Consider the following 18,524-nt stretch of genomic DNA (forward strand, 5'->3'; position numbering starts at 1 on the left):
ATGCGCCAGCCTGCTCTGCCGTTCGTCTTGTCCGTGACCGTCTCCTTATATTTGCTTGCCGGCTGCGGCGAGAAGCCGAAAGAGGCGCCGCCACAGGGCGGGGCGCCGGTGTCGGCCGCCGTGGTGGTGGAAAAGGACGTCACCGAAACCCAGGAGTTCTCCGGCCGGCTCGAAGCCATCGAGCGCGTCGAAGTGCGGCCCCGCGTGGGCGGCTACATCACCGCCGTCAACTTCACGCCGGGCAGCATCGTGCGCAAGGGCGACGTGCTGTTCGTGATCGACCCGCGCCCCTACCAGGCGGCCCTGAACGGCGCCGAGGCGGGCGCCGCCTCCAGCCGCGCCAAGGCGGACCTGGCCAAACTAGAGCTGACCCGCGCCGAACGCCTGTACGCGGACCGCGCCATCGCCCAGCGCGAACTGGACGAGCGCGCGGCGGGCCTGAAGCAGCTGGACGCGGACTTGCGCGCCGCCCAGGCCGCGCTGGAAACGGCGCGCCTGAACATGGCTTACACGCGCGTGCAGTCGCCCATTGCGGGCCGCGTCAGCAAGGCCGAAATCACCATCGGCAACCTGGTCGACACCACCGCCATGCTGACCTCCGTGGTCTCGGTGGACAAGATCTACGCCAGCTTCGACGGCGACGAGGAAACCTATCTGCGCGTGGGACCGCTGGCGCACAAGGGCACGCCGGTGCCCGTGCGCGTGGGACTGGCCAATGAACAGGGCTTCCCGCACGAGGGCAAGCTGGAATTCGTGGACAACCGGCTCGATCCGCAGTCCGGCAGCGTGCGCATGCGCGCCACCTTCGCCAACGCGGACAAGGTGCTGGTGCCCGGCCTGTTCGCGCGGGTGCAGGTCAGCGGCGGCAAGGACGGCAAGGCCTCGCAGGCCTTGCTGATCAATGAGCGCGCCGTGGGCACGGACCAGAACCGCAAGTTCGTCTTCGTGGTGGGCAAGGACAGCAAGGCCGAGTACCGGCCGGTTGAACTGGGACCGTCCATCGACGGCTTGCGCGTAGTGCGTTCCGGGCTGGCGAAGGGCGAGAAGATCGTGGTCGGCGGCCTGCAGCGCGTGCGGCCCGGCGCGCCCATCACGCCGCAGATGGTCAGCATGGATTACGACCCGGCGGCCCCGCCCAAGCCTGAGAAGTCCGCCAAGGCCGGGGACAAGTCATGAACTTCTCCCGCTTCTTCGTCGACAAACCCATTTTCGCCGCGGTCCTGTCCATCATCATTTTCGTGGCGGGGCTGATATCCATTATCGAGCTGCCCATCTCCGAATACCCGGACGTGGTGCCGCCGTCGGTGGTGGTGCGCGCGCAGTATCCCGGCGCGAATCCCAAGATCATTGCCGAAACCGTGGCCGCGCCGCTGGAGGAGCAGATCAACGGCGTCGAGAACATGCTCTACATGGACTCGAAAAACACCTCGGACGGCTCGCTGGCGCTGACGGTGACGTTCAAGATCGGCACCAACGTCGAACAGGCGGAAACCCAGGTGCAGAACCGCGTGCAGCGCGCCTTGCCGCGCTTACCGGAGGAGGTGCGCCAGATCGGCGTGACCACCGTGAAGTCCTCGCCCAACCTGACCATGGTGGCCCACCTGGTGTCGCCCAACGGCCGCTACGACGACGTCTACCTGCGCAACTACGCGGTGCTGAACGTGAAGGACCAGCTGGCGCGCATTCCCGGCATGGGCGAGGTGCAGCTGTTCGGCGCCGGCGACTACGCCATGCGCGTCTGGCTCGATCCGCAGAAGGTCGCCGCGCGCAACCTCACCGCCAACGACGTGGTGCAGGCCATCCGCGAGCAGAATGTGCAGGTGGCGGCGGGCGTGATAGGCGCTGCGCCCTCGCGCGGCTCGGAGTTCCAGCTCACCGTCAACACGCAGGGCAGGCTGAAGTCGCTGGAGGACTTCGGCGCCATCGTCATCAAGACCAGCGCCGACGGCGCCACCACGCTGCTGCGCGACGTGGCGCGCGTGGAGCTGGGCTCCAATTCCTACTCCCTGCGCTCTCTGCTGAACAACAAGTCGGCCGCCGCCATCGGTATTTTCGAGGCGCCGGGGGCGAATGCGCTGCAACTGTCGACCGACGTGCGCAAGACGCTGAGCGAACTGAAAAAGGACTTCCCCGAGGGCGTGGACTTCGACGTGGTGTACGACCCCACCCAGTTCGTGCGCGAGTCCATCAAGGCCGTCATCCATACGCTGCTGGAGGCGGTGGCGCTGGTGGTGCTGGTGGTGATCGTGTTCCTGCAGACCTGGCGCGCGTCTATCATTCCGCTGCTGGCGGTGCCGGTGTCCATCGTCGGCACCTTCGCGGTGATGCTGATGTTCGGCTTTTCCATCAACACCTTGTCGCTGTTCGGGCTGGTGCTCGCCATCGGCATCGTGGTGGACGACGCCATCGTGGTGGTGGAGAACGTGGAGCGCAATATCGCCAACGGGCTTTCCCCGCGCGACGCCACCATCCAGGCCATGAAGGAGGTGAGCGGGCCGATCATCGCCATCGCGCTGGTGCTGTGCGCCGTGTTCGTGCCGATTGCTTTCGTATCCGGCCTGTCCGGCCAGTTCTACCGCCAGTTCGCGCTCACCATCGCCATCTCGACCGTGATCTCGGCATTCAGCTCGCTCACGCTGGCGCCCGCGCTGGCCGCTTCGCTGCTGCAGCCGCACGACGCGCCCAAGGACCCTCTCACGAAACTGATGGACACGCTGTTCGGCCGCTTCTTCGGCTGGTTCAACCGGGTTTTCGGCCGCGCCTCCGCGCGCTACGAGGATGGCGTGGGCGGCGTGCTGAAGCGGAAGGCTGGCGCGGTCGGCGTCTACCTGCTGCTGGTGGTGGCGGCCGGCTTCATGTTCCGCGCCGTGCCCGAGGGCTTTGTGCCGGGGCAGGACAAGCAGTACCTGGTGGGCTTTGCGCAGCTGCCGGACGCCGCCTCGCTGGACCGCACCGACTCGGTGATACGCCGCATGTCCGACATCGCCACCGCCGTGCCGGGCGTGCAGGATTCGATCGCCTTCCCGGGCCTGTCCATCAACGGCTTTACCAACGCGCCCAATGCCGGCATAGTCTTTGTCGGGCTCAAGCCCTTCCACGAGCGGCATGGCGACGCCGAGTCCGGGCTGGGCATCGCGGCGGAAGTGAACAAGCGCATGGGGGCGATACAGGACGCCTTCATCATGGTCTTCCCGCCGCCGCCGGTCAACGGCCTGGGCACCATAGGCGGCTTCAAGATGATGATAGAGGACAGGGGCAACCTGGGCTACGACGAGTTGTACAAGGCGGTGCAGGCCCTGCAGATGAAGGCCTGGCAGGAGCCCAAGCTGGCGGGCGTGTTCTCCAGCTACCAGATCAACGTGCCGCAGCTGTTCGCCGACATCGACCGCACGCGCGCCAAGCAGCTGGGCGTGGCGCTGCCCACCATCTACCAGACCTTGCAGATCAATCTGGGTTCGCTGTACGTGAACGATTTCAACCAGTTCGGCCGCACCTACCAGGTGCGCGTGCAGGCGGACGCGCAGTTCCGCTCGCGCGTGGAGCAGATGGCGCAGCTCAAGGTGCGTAGCGACAAGGGCGAGATGATACCGCTGTCGTCGCTGATGCGCGTGAGCGACACCTACGGGCCGGACATGGTGCAGCGCTATAACGCCTACGTGGCTGCGGACCTGAACGGCGGCCCGGCGCCGGGCGTGTCGTCCGGGCAGGCGCAGGAGGCGCTGGAGAAGCTGGCGCGCGAAGTGCTGCCCAAGGGGATCAGCTATGAATGGACCGAGCTGACCTACCAGGACATCCTGTCCGGGAACACCATGATCTACGTGTTCCCGCTGTGCGTGCTGCTGGTGTTCCTGGTGCTGGCGGCGCAATACGAAAGCTGGACGCTGCCGCTGGCGGTGATTTTGATCGTGCCCATGTCCATCCTGTGCGCGCTGCTGGGCGTGAAGCTCACGCATGGCGACAACAACGTGTTCACGCAGATTGCGCTGTTCGTGCTGGTGGGGCTGGCGTCCAAGAACGCCATCCTGATCGTGGAATTCGCGCGCGAGCTGGAGGACCACGGCCGCACCATCTTGCAGGCCGCGCTGGAGGCCTGCCGTTTGCGTCTGCGTCCTATCCTGATGACGTCCATCGCCTTCATCATGGGCGTGCTGCCGCTGGTATTTTCCAGCGGCGCAGGTTCGGAAATGCGCCATGCGATGGGGGTGGCGGTGTTTGCCGGCATGCTGGGCGTGACCTTCTTCGGCCTGTTCCTCACGCCGGTGTTCTACGTCATCCTGCGCACCTTCGCCCACCGCTTCGAGCGCGTGCCGCACAAGGACAGGGCGAAGAACCAGCCCCACTGAACCATGGTCACTGCGCCGGCGCCGCCTTCACGTCGAATTTCTGCGCGATGGCGTTGATAGTGCCGTCGCGCAGCAACTGGCGCAGCGCCTGGTTGAAGCGCTCCGCCAGTTCCGGCGGCATGCGCGTGCGCGACAGGCCGATGTAGTACTCGGTCTTCTTCAGCTCCCCGATCTGGCGCAGGCCCGCATCGCCATCCTGCTTCAGCAAAAAGCGCCCCAGCTCCTTGTTGATGACAACCACGGCCTTGCCGCCGTAGCGCCCCTGGCGCAGTTTGCGCAGCGCGGTCTGGTTGTCGACCTCGATCTCCACCCGGCTGTTGGGCGCCAGCCGGCCCAGCTCTTCGGCGGCGACGGACGTGCCTGAAGGGCCGTAGCCGGCCACCGTGTAGCCCGCCAGGTCGGCCGGACTGGTGTAGCGCACCGTGGTGCCCGGCGCCGTGTACAGCACATAGGCCGACTGTAGGACAGGCGGCCCCATATTGAAGGCCACCGTGCGCTCCGGCGTTTTCAGTAGCATCAGCATGCCGTCCGCTGTGCCGCCGCTCATCATGGCGAAGGCGCGGCGCCAGGGGTAGACCTCGGCCTTGCACTCGATCTTGATGGAAGCGCAAACGGCCTGCAGCACTTCGGGGAAAAAACCGTCCGGCTTGTTGGTGCCGTTGGTGGTCAGCGGGGGAAAGGGCTGCATGACAAAGGTAAGGACCTGCGGCTGCGCAGCGCCTGCGGAAAGCGGCAACAGTAGCGACAACATTCGCAGCTGATGCGGCAGTTTCATGGCGGCTCTCGGTTGAATGCGATGCCCGACTATAAGCCGATTTTCGGTATGAATCAACCTGCAACCGGCACGTTGCTGACTGGTTGCGGCGGTTCGATTATCATGCTGCTTTGGCGTGTAAAAAAGATGGGGCGGTTTTGATTACGAGTGCGTTGCTGGCGTCGGTGCCAGGGGTGGAACATGGGTTTGGCACGGCGGCGGGCCTGGTGCCGGAAGTGCTGCAGGCAGCGTGGGAGCTGCGTCCGGACAAGCGCCAGGTGCACGGAACGCGGTCGGTGCACATCACCGGGCCACGCCAGGCCGCCGGCGAGGCCGATGCTTTTTACACCTCGGCAGCAGGCATTCCAGTCAGCGTCATCACGGCCGATTGCGTGCCGCTGCTCATGGCGCGGCGCGACGGCGGCATGGCCGCTGCGCTGCACGCCGGCTGGCGCGGCCTGTACTCCGGCATCATCGGCCGGTTCTGGCAGGAGATGCGCGAACGCGGCGAGCGGCCGTCCGAATGGGTGGCCGCCATCGGCCCCACCATTTGCGCACCGTGCTATGAGGTGAGCGAGGAGCTCGCGCAGGACTTTACGCGCCACTACGCAGCGCTGCCGCCCGCCACGGTGGTGCCCACGCACCGCCACCTGGACCTGCGCGCGGTGGCGCAGTATGAGCTTGAGCGCGCCGGGCTGGGCGCGTTTGAGCATGTGGGCGGCTGCACCTGCTGTACGCGCGGCGCGGACGGCGAATTGGCTTTCCGCAGCTACCGGCGCGGCGACCGCAATTCGCAGCAGCATGCGGGCTTGCTGATCCGTAGCTGAAAACTTTGTTAGCTGGCTAACCGTGCCGCGCAGCCGGCGGGTGTAGAGTTGACGCCATGAGCGATTCACTCAAAACCTACAAGGCCAAGCGCAACTTCGACGTGACGCCCGAACCTGCCGAGGGCGGCGAGGAGGGCGGCGAGAATCTGTCGTTCGTCATCCAGAAGCACTGGGCCTCGCGCCTGCACTACGACTTCCGCCTGGAACTGGACGGCGCCATGAAAAGCTGGGCGGTGCCGAAAGGCCCCAGCTACGACACGCACGACAAGCGCATGGCCGTGCACGTGGAAGACCATCCCATTTCCTACAACAGCTTCGAGGGCACCATACCGGAGAAGCAATACGGCGCGGGCAAGGTCATCATCTGGGACAAGGGCACCTGGCATCCGCTTGGCGACGCGCGCAAGGGTTACAAGGCGGGCAGCCTGAAATTCGAACTGCGCGGCCACAAGATGCACGGGCGCTGGGCGCTGGTGCGGATGAAGGGGCGCGGCGAAAAGCAGGAGGCCTGGCTGCTCATCAAGGAGAAGGACGAGTACGCGCGGCCCGCCACTGAGTTCAGCGTGGTGGACGAAATGCCGGACAGCGTGAAGAAACTGGGTATGCCCAAGGCTGCGCGCCGGCCGGCCGCCGACGCCTCGGCCGCCAAAGCCGCGCCGGCCAGCGAACTGCCCGCCACGCTGGCGCCTGAATTGGCCACGCTGGTGGACAAACCGCCATCCAGCCCGCAGGACTGGCTGTTCGAGATCAAGTTCGACGGCTACCGCATCCTGGCGCGGGTGGACGGCAAGGACGTGCAGCTGTTCACGCGAAACGGCAACGACTGGACCCACAAGCTCAAGCCCCTGCACGCCGCGCTGGTGAAAATGAAGCTGCCGTCCGGCTGGTACGACGGCGAAATCGTCGCGCATGACGAGACGGGGCGGCCGGACTTTGGTCTCTTGCAGCAATCCTTCGACAACGAAAAAACAGACGATATCGTTTACTTCGTTTTCGACGTCCCCTACCTGGACGGCCATGACCTGCGCAGCGTGCCACTGGAACAGCGGCGCGAGCTGCTGTCCGCCGTCATGGAGAAGCACGGCACGGACAAGGTGCGCCTGAGCGCGCAGCTCGACGCGCTGCCGGACGAGATGGTGGCCGCCGCCTGCAAAATGGGCCTGGAGGGCATCATCGGAAAGCGGCGCGATTCGGTCTACACTTCCCGCCGTTCGGGCGACTGGATCAAGCTCAAATGCGGCCAGCGGCAGGAGTTCGTCATCGGCGGCTATACCGACCCGCAAGGCTCGCGCACCGGCATCGGCTCGCTGCTGCTCGGTACGCACGGTAAAGACGGCAAGCTGCACTACGCGGGCAATGTCGGCAGCGGCTTCAATCAAGCCAGCCTGGCGGCGCTCAAGACCAGCCTGGAAAAGCTGGCGGCAGACGAAAGCCCGTTCGCGAACACGCGCGCCATTGCAAAGAAGGCACACTGGGTCAAGCCCACGCTGGTGGCGGAAGTCAGTTTCGGCGAATGGACGCGCAGCGGCTCGGTGCGCCACGCCGTGTTCCAGGGACTGCGCAAGGACAAGCCGCCCCGCATGATCACGCGCGAGCAGCCGGCGCATGTTGAAGACCTGGCGCACGCGGACGACGGCGGGCGAGGCAAGCCCCGCACCCGCACTGCGGCTGCGGCGGCTGCGGTGGCCGCGCGCGCGCTGCATGGCACGTTGCCCGAGACCCTGAAAATCACCAACCCGGACCGCGTGATCGACGCGGAAAGCGGCACCACCAAGATCGCGCTTGTGCGCTACTACGCGCTGGTGGGCGAGCTGATGATGGAGCATCTGAAGGCGCGGCCCGTGTCGCTGGTGCGCGCGCCTGCGGGCGTGGGCGGGGAGCTGTTCTTCCAGAAGCACGCCGACGTGGCGAAAATGCCGGGCCTGAAGCATCTGGACCAGGCGCTGGACCCGGACCATCCGCCCATGCTGGCGGTTGGCAGCGTGGAAGGCCTGCTGTCCGCCGCGCAGTGGAACGTGGTGGAGATCCACACCCAGAACGCCGTCGCGCGCAGTTACGAAAAGCCGAACCGCATGATCTTCGACCTGGACCCCGGCAAAGGCGTGGAATGGCCCGCCATCCAGGAAGCGGCGGAGCTGGTGCACGCCTTCCTTACTGAATTGGGGCTGGCTGCGTTTCTCAAGACCAGCGGCGGCAAGGGCCTGCACGTGGTGGTGCCGATCAAGCCGGCGTATGGCTGGGACACGGTGAAGGCATTCTCGCAAGCCATTGTCGAGCATGTGGCGGGCACGCTGCCGGACCGCTTCTCGTTCAAGAGCGGGCCGAAAAACCGGGTCGGCAAGATCTATATCGACTACCTGCGCAATGGCCGTGGCGCCACCACGGTGTGCGCATGGTCGGCGCGCACGCGGCCGGGACTGGGAATTTCGGTGCCCGTTCGCTGGGACGAGCTGCCCAAGCTGAAAGGCGGCGACCACTGGACGGTGGCCACCGTGCACCAGCGGCTGGACGAGGGCAACTCGCCGTGGGAAGACTACGCCGCCAGTGCGAAGAGCATCACTGCCGCGATGAAGCAGCTGGGATTCAAGCCGGAGGATTAGCGGCAGCGGCGGCAGCGGCGGCAGCAGAGCTCAGGCTGCGCGGCTGCGCGCGGGCGCCGCCGTGGAGCGGGTGCTGGACGTCTTCTTGGCCGTCTTTTTGGCCGCAGGTTTGGCTGCGGTCTTCGCCGGCGCCTTTGCCGCGGCGGTTTTCGCCGCAGGCTTGGCGGCAGTTTTGGACGCGGACCGGGCCGGCGCGCTGGCGGCTGTGGGCTTTTCCTTGCCGCCCAGGCTCTGCTTGAGCAGCGCCACCAGGTCCACCACGTTGCTGCTGGCGGGCCTTTCCTTCTCCGGCGCGGCGACGGTGATCGACTTGGTCTGCTTCGCCTTCACCTTTTTCTCCACCAGTGCCAGCACGTCGTTCTTGTAGGTGTCGTGGTACTGGGCGGGGTTCCATTCCTCCGTCATGCCCTCCACCAAGGATAGGGCCATCTGCAATTCCTTGTCCGTGATGCCGGCCGACTTGAGCGTCTTGGGCGGCAGCTTCAGCTCTTCGGTGCTGCGGATCTCCTCCGCGAAGCGCAGGGTGTTGAGCACGATGCCGTCGTCCACGCACACCAGCGCGCACAGGTGCTGGCGCACGCGTATCACCACCGTGGCGATGGCGATGCGCCCGGCCTTGCGCAAGGTCTCGCGCAGCAGCGCGTAGACCTTGGCGCCGCCGCGCCCCGGCGCCAGGTAGTAGGGTGTTTCGAAGTAGGTCAGCGGCACGTCGGCGGCGTCCACAAAGGCCAGGATGTCGATGGTCTGCGTGGCCTCCACGTTGGCCTGGCGCAGGTCCTCGTCGGACAGCACCACGTACTCGTCCTGCTTGTACTCGTAGCCCTTGACGATGTTGTCCCACACGACTTCCTTGCCGGTGTTCTTGTTGTAGCGCTTGAACCCGATGGGCGAAAAGTCGCGCCGGTCCAGCATGGTCAGGTCCAGGTCATGCGACTGCACCGCCGTGTGCATTTCGACCGGAATGTGCACCAGTCCGAAACTGATGGCGCCTTTCCACAATGAGCGTGCCATGGGACCGTCCTCCTAGTTGCCCACGCTGCCGGTCACCGGCAGCACGATGCCGGTGATGTAGCTGGAGCAGCAGGGCGCCGCCAGGAACACGTAGGACGGCGCCAGTTCCTCGGGCTGCGCCGGACGCTTCATGTCGGTGGTGGCGCCGAACTGCGCGATTTTCTCGGGCGGCTGGTCGGCCGGATTGAGCGGCGTCCACACCGGCCCGGGCGCCACCGCGTTCACGCGTATGCCCTTGTCCAGCAGATTGGACGCGAGCGACATGGTGAACGCGTGGATGGCGCCCTTGGTGGTGGAATAGTCCAGCAGGTGGGCCGAGCCTTGCAGCCCGGTCACCGAACCGGTGTTGATGATGGACGCGCCGCGCTGCAGGTGCGGCTCCACCGCCTTGGCCATGTGGAAGTAGCCGTACACATTGGTTTTCATGGTGAGGTTGAAGCGCTCCTCGGACAGCTCGGCCAGCGAACCGGCATGCGCCTGGAAGGCCGCGTTGTTGACCAGGATGTCGATATGGCCGAATTCCGCCAGCACCTGGTCCACCGCGCGGCGGCAGAAAGCAGGGGCGCTCACATCGCCGGGCAGCAGCAAGCAACTCTGGCCCTCGGCCTCCACGTAGCGCCGGGTTTCGGCGGCGTCCTCGTGCTCGTCCAGGTAGATGATGGCGACGTCAGCCCCTTCGCGCGCGTACAGCACCGCCACCGAGCGGCCTATGCCGGAATCGCCGCCGGTGATGACGGCCGTCATGCCGGCCAGCTTGCCGCTGCCGCAATAGTCCGGCGCCAGGAAGCGCGGGCGCAGTTCCATCTCCGCCTCGCTGCCGGGCTTTTGCAGGTGCTGATTGGGTAATGGCGGGCTGGGCTGGTCATGGTGGCCGGTCTGCACGGCGTCCTGGCTGGCCTTCTGCTGGCCCTGGGACTGGTCGCGCTGGTCCTGCTCTTGCTGCACAGCACGCTGCATGCTGGCGGCCGACTGCGCCGCCTTGTTTTCCGAATGTGCCATGTTGCTCTCCTTCGTCTGCAAGCTGCCAGTATTGGGAAGGATGGCGTGGACAACCGTGCGGTTTCACACATAAATCTGGTTTTTTAACCTACATACGTTGCTAATTATGAACTTTATGGCAAACTGTAGAGACCATACTTATAAGAATGCTTTGGGGATATGTCATGACAGCAGAAATCGACAGCCATGCCCGGCGCGTGGGGCTCTTTCTCAACCTGGCCGGCGAGCGGCGCGGCGAGTTTCAAGCCAGTTGCGGCGAGCTGTTCAACCGTCTGCTGCTGACGGAAACGTTTGACGGCACCACCGCCATGCTGGCGCGCCAGCCGGTGGACCTGCTGGTACTGGACCTGGACGGTTTCGACGACAGCGGCGACCTGTCCGCCGCCAGTGCGCTGGTGCGCGCCCGGCATGGCGCCCCGGTGCTGGTTTTGTGTCCCTATGGAAATACCGCCTGGCTGCCAGAACTGATGGCGGCCGGGCCGCTGACTTACCGCATCAGTCCGCTGCTCAGCGAAGACCTGCAGCAGTCGGTCAGCCAGGCGCTGACGGCGCCGCTGGACGCGGCGGCCGCGCAGCAGCAGGCGCTGCTGGACAAGGAAAAAGAGCTGCGCGACCTGCTTGCCATCCAGCGCGGCGTGCAGCGCGCGCTGACCGGCATGGACGAGTTGAGCACGATGGCCGCGCGCATCTGCACCGCGCTGTGCAGCTTCCCCGGCGTGCGGCACGCCGCGCTGTTCCACATGCAGGAGCGCGGCAACCTGGTGCTGGCGGCGCAGGAAGCGCGCAACCACCTGGACATGGCGCGGCTGCTGCAGCGCAGCGAGCGGCTGCTGCAGTCGCCGCTGTCCGACACTTTCCCGCCGCTGATGGCGGTGGGCAGCGGCGACATGGTGCTGCTGGACGCGCCGGAAAAAGCGGGCGACCCCGAACTGGCCATGCAGCTGCACGACAAGGGCGTGCGCATGGTGCTGGCGCTGCCGCTGCGCAGCGAGGCGGGCGGGCCGGTGCAGGGCGCGGTCAGCCTGATGTTCGACCGCCACATCGCCTTTTCGCGCGAGCAGTTTTCCGGACTGGGCAGCCTGGCGCAGTTCATCAGTTTCGGACTGGCGATGAGCGAGCTCAAGCACCAGAACGACGCGCTGGCCGGCAAGCTGACGCAGATCACCACGGTGGACGCGCTCACCGGCGCGGTGAACCGGCGCCACGGCGAGGCCGAGCTGGACAACGAAATCCGGCGCGCGCGGCGCTACGGCATGCCGCTGGGCGTGATCGCCTTCGACATCGACAACTTCCGTTCCGTCAACGATATTTACGGCTACCCCTGCGGCGACCAGGCCTTGCGCACGGTGGCCCAGACGGTGCTGAGCCGGCTGCGCACGTCGGACCAGCTGGTGCGGATGCGAGGCGAGGAATTCCTCATCATCGCCACCCACACCGCCGCGATCGACGCGCTGAAGCTGGCCGAAAAGCTGCGGGAAACCATCGCCACCACCGAGCTGCCTGGCTGCGAGACGGTGACCATCAGCCTGGGCGTGGCGCAAGCCGGCCCGGAGGAGGGCGCCAGCACCCTGCTGGAGCGCCTGGACGCGGCCCTGCACCGCGCCAAGCGCGCCGGCCGCAACTGCGTCGAACTCGCCATGGCCTCCTGACAAGCCGCGCCGGGGCCTACAGCGCCTCGAGGATGGTGGCGACGCCCTGGCCGCCGCCGACGCACTGGGTGGCCAGTGCGTAGCGGCCTTGCTTGCGCGCCAGCAGCGCGGCGGCTTTGCCGGTGATGCGCGCGCCGGTGGCGCCCAGCGGGTGGCCGATGGCCATGCCGCCGCCGTCGATGTTCACGATAGCCGGATCGATGCCCAGCTCGCGCACGCTGGCCAGCGCCTGGGAGGCGAAGGCTTCGTTAATTTCCGCCACGTCCAGCTGGTCCGCCGTGATGCCGGCCTGCGCCAGCGCCTTGCGCGTGGCCGGGACCGGGCCTATGCCCATCACCGCCGGGTCCACGCCCGCCGACGCCATGCCGATGATGCGTGCGCTGGGCCTGAGGCCGTGCTTGCGCGCGAACGCCTCGCTGGTCACCAGCACGGCGGAGGCGCCGTCGGTCAGCGGCGAGGACGTGCCCGCCGTCACCACGCCGTCGTCGCGGAACACCGGCTTCAGCCCGGCCAGCGCTTCCAGCGAGGTGCCGGGACGGATGCAGCCGTCTTCGCTCACCAGCTCGCCAGCGGCCGTGCGCACCGGCACGATCTCGTCCGCCAGCAGGCCGGATTCGCGCGCCGTGGCCGCCTTGCGGTGCGATTCAAAGGCCATCCTTTCCTGGTCGGCGCGCGCTACGTCGTAGCGGCTGGCGACGTTTTCGGCGGTGTCGCCCATGCTGATGTAGGTGTCGCTGTGCTCGTACAGCTGCGGATTCGGCGAGAAGTTGAAGCCGCCCTGCGGCACCATGGTCATCGATTCCACGCCCACGCACAGATAGGCTTCGCCCAGCCCGGCCTCGATCTGCGCGGCGGCAATGTGGATGGCGGACATGGACGAGCCGCAGAAGCGGTTCACCGTCATGCCCGGCACGTCGAACGGGAACCCGGCCAGCAGCGACACCACGCGCGCCAGATTGTTGCCCTGCGACGATTCCGGATAGGCGCAGCCCAGGATCACGTCGTCCAGCAGCGCCGGATCCAGGCCGGTGCGCTGCATCAGGCCCTGCACCACTTGGGCGGCGAGGTCGTCGGGACGGGTTTCGGCCAGCTTGCCTTTGCGGGCAAAGTGGAAGGGGGAGCGCGCGTAGGCGCTGATCACGGCTTTCATAGTGGATCCTTTAAATTACGATCATCATCAATGCTTCATATATTACGTCCATAATGTATAATGTCAAGCAGAACTTGGCGAAACGAGGAGGGGCATCATGAAGGTGAGCAGGGAGCAGGCGGCGTTGAACCGCGAACGGATTGTGGAGACGGCGGCCAGGCTGTTCCGCGAAAAGGGATTTGACGGCATAGGCGTGGCCGATCTGATGAAGGGCGCTGGCCTGACGCACGGCGGCTTCTACGGACATTTCGCTTCCAAGGAAGTGCTGCTGGCCGAAGCCACCGCGAAGGCGCTGGAAAAGTCGGTAATGAAGTGGCGCAAGCTGGCCGACGGCGCGCCGGCGCGGCCGGTGGCGGCCATCGCCGAGTCTTATCTGTCGGTGGCGCACCGGGATTGCCCGGGCCGGGGCTGCGCGGTCAGCACCCTGGGCACGGACGCGGCGCGCGCCGGGCCGGAAGTACGGCAGGCCATGTCGGCCGGGGTGCAGGCCCAACTCAAGCTGCTGGCGGAACTGGAACCTGGTACGGACGCCGCCGCCAAACGCCAGCGCGCCATCGCCGACTACGCCAGCATGGTGGGCGGCCTGGTGCTGTCGCGCGTGATGGCGGACCCGATGCTGTCGGAGGAGGTGCTGGCGGCGGTGGTGGCTGAGCTGGAGCAGCGCCGCTGAGTTCAGGGACGGCGCTGTAGTCGGCTGTCAAGGCAACCGGGGTGGTAGCGCCGGTGCGGCCGGCGTGGTGGCCGACACCGGCGCAGGCTGGTTGTATGGCGGGTTGTAGCGTGAGATAAACCAGACGGCGCTCGTCAGCAGCGTCATTGCTCCAATGATGCGCCAAGTCATGCCGTGCAGCGCTTTCTGCAGGTATTCCTTGGTGGCGAAGGTGTTCTCGATAATCCCAAGCCGGATCTCGATCTTGTTAAGCTGCGCCGCCAATGCGGCCACGGTTTGCGTAAGCGCTGCTATTCCTTGACCGTGTGCGGCGGCAGTTTGAGCGAGCAATGCGACGTCCTGTGATAACTTCCCCATCTCCTGCGTCAACTTGCTCACGGCTTGCGACAGCTCGCCGACGATTCGCGACAACTCGTCAACGGTTCGTGACAACTCGTCAACCGTCCGCGACAACTCGTCAACCGTTCGCGACAACTCGTCAACGGTTGGCGACAGCCCGGCCACCGTTTGCGTCAAGACAGCCAGGTCATGCGCAAGTCCGTCCACCTTGCGCTCCAGCGAGCCCAGGCGGATTGCGGTCTCTTCCGCAATTTTTTCCAGATTGGCGACGCGTTCATTCATGTGGCCATCCTCATCCCGCAAGTTTTTCGTGTCAATCGAATTCATTTCGACCTCCGGTGAGCACATTGGTTCCTCACTGTGACCCCGTTCCTGGCAACGCATCCTGAGAAGGATCAAAAGACTCCCATATCTGTTTTCCTTATATCCATATGCGTTGTCCGTATGGTAGGCTTCGCATATTTCCAGGCTGGACGGGTTAGAGCATGCTGCATTGGTTGAGGCAATACCGGCGTGCCATGCTGCCGGGCGACATTAGCGCCGGTATCGTGGTGGCAATGATGATGATCCCGCAGGGCATGGCGTATGCGCTGGTGGCGGGCCTGCCGCCGGTGGCGGGGATATACGCCAGCATTTTGCCGCCGCTGGTCTACGCGCTGTTCGGCAGCAGCATGACCCAGTCGGTCGGCCCCATGGCCATCGTGTCGCTGATGACGGCGGCGGTGATCGCGCCGCTGGCGCCGGCCGGCTCGGCGCTGTACGGTGTGCTGGCCGCGCAGCTGGCGCTGGTTGCGGGCGTGGTGCTGCTGGTGTGCGGCGCGCTGCGCATGGGTTTCCTGGCCAATTTCTTCTCGCGTCCCGTGATGAGCGGCTTCACCGTCGGCTCGGCCATCGTCATTGCCGGCGGACAGCTCAAGCCCCTGCTGGGCGCCAACTTCCCGCAATTCCACACTCCCAGCGCTGTGCTGGGCGGCGTGTCCCTGCTGCTGCTTTTGCTGGGCAAGCGCTACCTGGCGCGCCTGCTGCAGCGCTGCGGCCTGTCCGCCGCGCAAGCGGATCTGGGCGGGCGCCTGGCGCCCATGCTGGTGGTGCTGGCCGCCACCGCCGCCATGCCCTTGCTGGGTTTGCAGGCGCTGGGCATCCACGCTACTGGCGCCGTGCCGTCCGGCCTGCCGGACCTGAACCTGGCCACCTCCAGCAGCCACTGGCGCGCGCTGCTGCAGCCGGGCCTGCTGATCGGCTTTATCGTGTTCCTGATGAGTATGTCCGCCGCGCAGACCCTGGCGCTCAAGCGCAACGAGAAGCTGGTGAGCAACCAGGAACTGTTCGGCCTGGGCGCGGCCAATGTGGCCAGCATGGTGTCCGGCGGTTTTCCGGTCACCGGCAGCATTTCGCGCTCGGCGGTGAATTTTTCGGCCGGGGCCAACACGCCGCTGGCCAGCGTGATCACCGCCGTGCTGCTGGCGGCGGCGCTGGTGGCGCCCACCGGCTGGCTGGCGCTGCTGCCGCTGCCCACGCTGGCCGCCACCATTATCGTGGCCGTGCTGGGCATGCTGGAATTCGATACGCTGCGCCTGGCCTGGCGCTATGACAGGGGCGACGCCGCCGCCTGGGCCGCCACCGCCGCCGGCGTGCTGGCGCTGGGCGTGGAGGCGGGCGTGGTGGTCGGCGTATTATTATCGATGGGCACGCTGATCTGGCGCGCCAGCCGGCCGCATATCGCCGTGCTGGGCCGCATCGCGGGCAGCGAGCACTTCCGCAATATCGAGCGCTACGCGGCCCAGACGCAGTCGGACATCCTGGTGCTGCGCATCGACGCCAACCTGTTCTTCGGCAACGTGGAGGCGGTGAGTGAACGCATCGAGGAGGAACTGCGCACGCATCCGTCCGCGCGCCATGTGGTGCTGGTGATGACGGCCGTCAGTTCGATCGACACCACGGCGCTGTTTGCGCTGACGGAATGGAACGCCAGCATGCGCCGGCGCGGCGTGAGCATGCACCTGGCCGAAGTGAAGGGGCCGGTGATGGACCGTTTGCGCGAGAGCGACCTGCCGGCGCAGCTGAGCGGCCCCATCTTCCTGAGCACGGCCATGGCCTGCAACGCCCTGCAGGAAAGCCGCGAGGGCGGCGTGGCGGAATACATTTAGGAGCAGGTATGCAGGATCAGGTTTACCGTCCGGGCGATTCGCCCGGCAGCGTCGAGCGCCGCGCAGCCAAGCTGCTGTGCGCCGCCTTCAACCGCGAGGACGACGTCGCCAGGCGCGCGGAAATCCTTGAGCAGCTGCTGCGCAAGCCGAACAACGCCCACTTCGAGGCGCCGTTCTTTTGCGACTACGGCTACAACATCACCGTGGGCGAGCATTGCTTCGCCAACCACAACCTGGTGATACTGGACTGCGCGCCGGTCACGCTGGGCAACCACGTGCTGATCGGCCCGAACACGGTGATTTCCGCCGCCAGCCATCCGGTGGACCCGGTGGCGCGCGCGGCGGGCGTGTTCGAGGCGCTGCCCATCACCATAGGCAACCATGTGTGGATAGGCGCCAACGTCACCATCCTGCACGGCGTGACCATAGGCGACAACTGCACCATAGGCGCGGGCAGCGTGGTGAGCAAGTCCATCCCGGCCAACAGCCTGGCGGTGGGCAACCCTTGCCGTGTGGTGCGCGCGATCCCTTAGGGAAAAGCTATCGGGACGGTAAAAACAATTGTCTGTCAAAGGTAAATGAGAATCGTTATTATTCAGTGACTGATCCAGACATTGAAACGAGGCTCACCATGATTACCGCAGCGAAAAAAATCAGCCAGGTTGCCGCCCACACAGGCATTGCGTTCGGCCTGATGTACGTCTTGACCGGGTCCGTCGTGTTCGGCGGGCTGGCGGCGGTGCTGGAGCCTGTGGTCAATGTGCTGCTGCTGCCTTTCCACGAGCGCGCCTGGCACAAGCTGCGCGCCCGCGCCGTGCAGGCCCGCGAGCGCTACGCCGCGCTGGCCGGCGAGAAGGTCAGCCAGACCATCATGCACGCGGCGGTGGCCTTCCTGATGCTGTGGTGGGCAACCGGCTCGATGGCGGTGGGCGGCCTGGCGGCGGTGCTGGAGCCGGTGCTGAACGTGGTCGCCTTGCCTTACCATGACCGCCTGTGGGACAAGCTGGAACTGCGGCTGGCGGCCCAGCCTGCCGCCGTGTTGGCGTAACCTCTTGGCCCTGGCCTTCGGCGTGACCGGGCGGCGGTTTGGTACACTGCGTCCTTTTCCTCGCTCCAAGGTAGTCCCATGCCGCACCCAACAGAGCTGCGCGCCTACGCGCTGCAATGCCTGCTCGAAACCGATCCCGCCGTGAAAGCCGCCGCCGTGGCGTCCATGGCGCAAGCCTGGGCCGAGGGCTGCCTTGCGCTGGCCCCCGAACTGAACGCGTCCGCCGCGCCGGCGTCCGGGCTGGCCATCCCCGGCCGTCCCGAACGCCCGGAGCTGGTGCCGCCGCGCCTGGTGGGCCGCCGCTCGATGGCGACGCTGGAGGGCAGGGCGATGCTGGTGCATGCGCTGTCCCATATCGAATTCAACGCGGTGAACCTCGCGCTGGACGCGCTGTGGCGCTTCCCCGGCATGCCGGCCGAGTATTACACCGACTGGCTGCGCGTGGCCAAGGAGGAGGCCTACCACTATTCCATGCTGGCGGCGCACCTGCAAACCCTGGGCTACCAGTACGGCGATTTCACCGCCCACGACAGCCTGTGGGAGATGGTGGAGCGCACCCGCGAGGACATCACTGCGCGCATGGCGCTGGTGCCGCGCACGCTGGAGGCGCGCGGGCTGGACGCCATTCCGCCGCTGCGCGCCAAGATCGCGCAGGCGGGCGACATGGCGGCCGCCGCCATCCTGGACATCATCCTGCATGACGAGATCGGCCATGTGGAGATCGGCAACCGCTGGTATGGCTACCTGTGCGAGCAGCGCGGACTGGAGCCGCGCGCCACCTACGACGAGCTGGCCGCGCGCTACCGGGCGCCCACGCCCAAGGGGCCGTTCAACCTGGAGGCGCGCCGCAAGGCCGGCTTCAGCGAGGCGGAACTGGACCGCTTGCAGTCGACGTAGGCATCCGCCCGCGCCGGCCGCCCTGTTGCCTTGGCGAGACAAAATAGGCCGCCGGACGGCGCGGCGGCGGCGGTTTTGTTGCAAACCTGT

The 18,524-nt window shown here is 66.3% G+C and carries 15 protein-coding genes; 10 read left to right on the forward strand and 5 right to left on the reverse strand.

From position 1 onward, the window contains the following. Together AC07S4_RS27205 and AC07S4_RS27210 are read left to right on the forward strand one after the other, a co-directional pair. Positions 1–1,176: an efflux RND transporter periplasmic adaptor subunit gene (locus tag AC07S4_RS27205; RefSeq protein WP_494989578.1), complete on the forward strand. Its 1,176-nt coding sequence runs from the start codon at positions 1–3 to the stop codon at positions 1,174–1,176. Beyond that, a complete protein-coding gene (locus tag AC07S4_RS27210; RefSeq protein WP_494989579.1) occupies positions 1,173–4,343 on the forward strand; it encodes an efflux RND transporter permease subunit in 3,171 nt (1,056 codons plus the stop codon). Before AC07S4_RS27205 ends, AC07S4_RS27210 begins: the two co-directional genes overlap by 4 nt. 7 nt (positions 4,344–4,350) lie before the next feature. Here the strand turns inward: AC07S4_RS27210 and AC07S4_RS27215 are convergent, their stop codons facing one another. Next, the gene (locus tag AC07S4_RS27215) at positions 4,351–5,031 is read right to left on the reverse strand and encodes a substrate-binding periplasmic protein (protein WP_494989580.1); all 681 of its coding nucleotides are present in this window, start codon (positions 5,029–5,031) and stop codon (positions 4,351–4,353) included. Between the two features lie 260 nt (positions 5,032–5,291). Between AC07S4_RS27215 and AC07S4_RS27220 the strand changes: the two genes are divergently transcribed. Next, positions 5,292–5,924, forward strand: a complete 633-nt coding sequence (locus AC07S4_RS27220; protein WP_494989581.1) for a purine nucleoside phosphorylase YfiH/LACC1 family protein — start codon at positions 5,292–5,294, stop codon at positions 5,922–5,924. 56 nt (positions 5,925–5,980) lie between these two features. Then, positions 5,981–8,524: a DNA ligase D gene (gene ligD, locus AC07S4_RS27225; protein WP_494989582.1), complete on the forward strand. Its 2,544-nt coding sequence runs from the start codon at positions 5,981–5,983 to the stop codon at positions 8,522–8,524. 30 nt (positions 8,525–8,554) lie between these two features. On the opposite strand, the gene ku is transcribed toward ligD, so the two are convergent. Together ku and AC07S4_RS27235 are read right to left on the reverse strand one after the other, a co-directional pair. After that, positions 8,555–9,535, reverse strand: coding sequence for a non-homologous end joining protein Ku (gene ku, locus AC07S4_RS27230; protein ID WP_494989583.1), 981 nt, complete (start codon positions 9,533–9,535; stop codon positions 8,555–8,557). Positions 9,536–9,547: 12 nt separating this feature from the next. Further along, positions 9,548–10,534 carry an SDR family oxidoreductase gene (locus AC07S4_RS27235; protein ID WP_494989584.1) on the reverse strand — a complete coding sequence of 329 codons (987 nt, stop codon included), beginning with the start codon at positions 10,532–10,534 and terminating at the stop codon, positions 9,548–9,550. A 164-nt stretch (positions 10,535–10,698) separates the two neighbouring features. On the opposite strand from AC07S4_RS27235, the gene AC07S4_RS27240 reads away from it, so the two are divergent. Beyond that, positions 10,699–12,183 carry a diguanylate cyclase gene (locus tag AC07S4_RS27240; protein ID WP_494989585.1) on the forward strand — a complete coding sequence of 495 codons (1,485 nt, stop codon included), beginning with the start codon at positions 10,699–10,701 and terminating at the stop codon, positions 12,181–12,183. 16 nt (positions 12,184–12,199) lie between these two features. Here the strand turns inward: AC07S4_RS27240 and AC07S4_RS27245 are convergent, their stop codons facing one another. Beyond that, the gene (locus tag AC07S4_RS27245; RefSeq protein ID WP_494989586.1) at positions 12,200–13,333 is read right to left on the reverse strand and encodes a thiolase family protein; all 1,134 of its coding nucleotides are present in this window, start codon (positions 13,331–13,333) and stop codon (positions 12,200–12,202) included. A gap of 97 nt (positions 13,334–13,430) precedes the next feature. On the opposite strand from AC07S4_RS27245, the gene AC07S4_RS27250 reads away from it, so the two are divergent. Next, entirely contained in the window at positions 13,431–14,003 is a 573-nt protein-coding gene (locus AC07S4_RS27250) for a TetR/AcrR family transcriptional regulator (RefSeq protein ID WP_494989587.1), read from the forward strand. Between the two features lie 27 nt (positions 14,004–14,030). Here AC07S4_RS27250 and AC07S4_RS27255 read toward each other — a convergent pair whose 3' ends face one another. After that, the gene (locus tag AC07S4_RS27255; protein ID WP_494989588.1) at positions 14,031–14,669 is read right to left on the reverse strand and encodes a hypothetical protein; all 639 of its coding nucleotides are present in this window, start codon (positions 14,667–14,669) and stop codon (positions 14,031–14,033) included. Positions 14,670–14,827: 158 nt separating this feature from the next. Between AC07S4_RS27255 and AC07S4_RS27260 the strand changes: the two genes are divergently transcribed. The 4 genes from AC07S4_RS27260 to AC07S4_RS27275 all read left to right on the forward strand — a co-directional run bounded on the left by AC07S4_RS27260 (position 14,828) and on the right by AC07S4_RS27275 (position 18,434). Further along, positions 14,828–16,489, forward strand: a complete 1,662-nt coding sequence (locus AC07S4_RS27260) for a SulP family inorganic anion transporter (protein WP_494989589.1) — start codon at positions 14,828–14,830, stop codon at positions 16,487–16,489. A gap of 8 nt (positions 16,490–16,497) precedes the next feature. After that, the gene (locus AC07S4_RS27265) at positions 16,498–17,022 is read left to right on the forward strand and encodes a sugar O-acetyltransferase (protein WP_494989590.1); all 525 of its coding nucleotides are present in this window, start codon (positions 16,498–16,500) and stop codon (positions 17,020–17,022) included. Between the two features lie 98 nt (positions 17,023–17,120). Then, on the forward strand, positions 17,121–17,537 hold the full coding sequence (locus AC07S4_RS27270) for a DUF2061 domain-containing protein (protein ID WP_494989591.1): 417 nt from the start codon (positions 17,121–17,123) through the stop codon (positions 17,535–17,537). 78 nt (positions 17,538–17,615) lie between these two features. Then, a complete protein-coding gene (locus tag AC07S4_RS27275; protein WP_494989592.1) occupies positions 17,616–18,434 on the forward strand; it encodes a ferritin-like domain-containing protein in 819 nt (272 codons plus the stop codon). Positions 18,435–18,524: the final 90 nt, after the last annotated feature.

It is taken from the genome of Pseudoduganella sp. GW821-FHT05F09, from assembly GCF_059419605.1.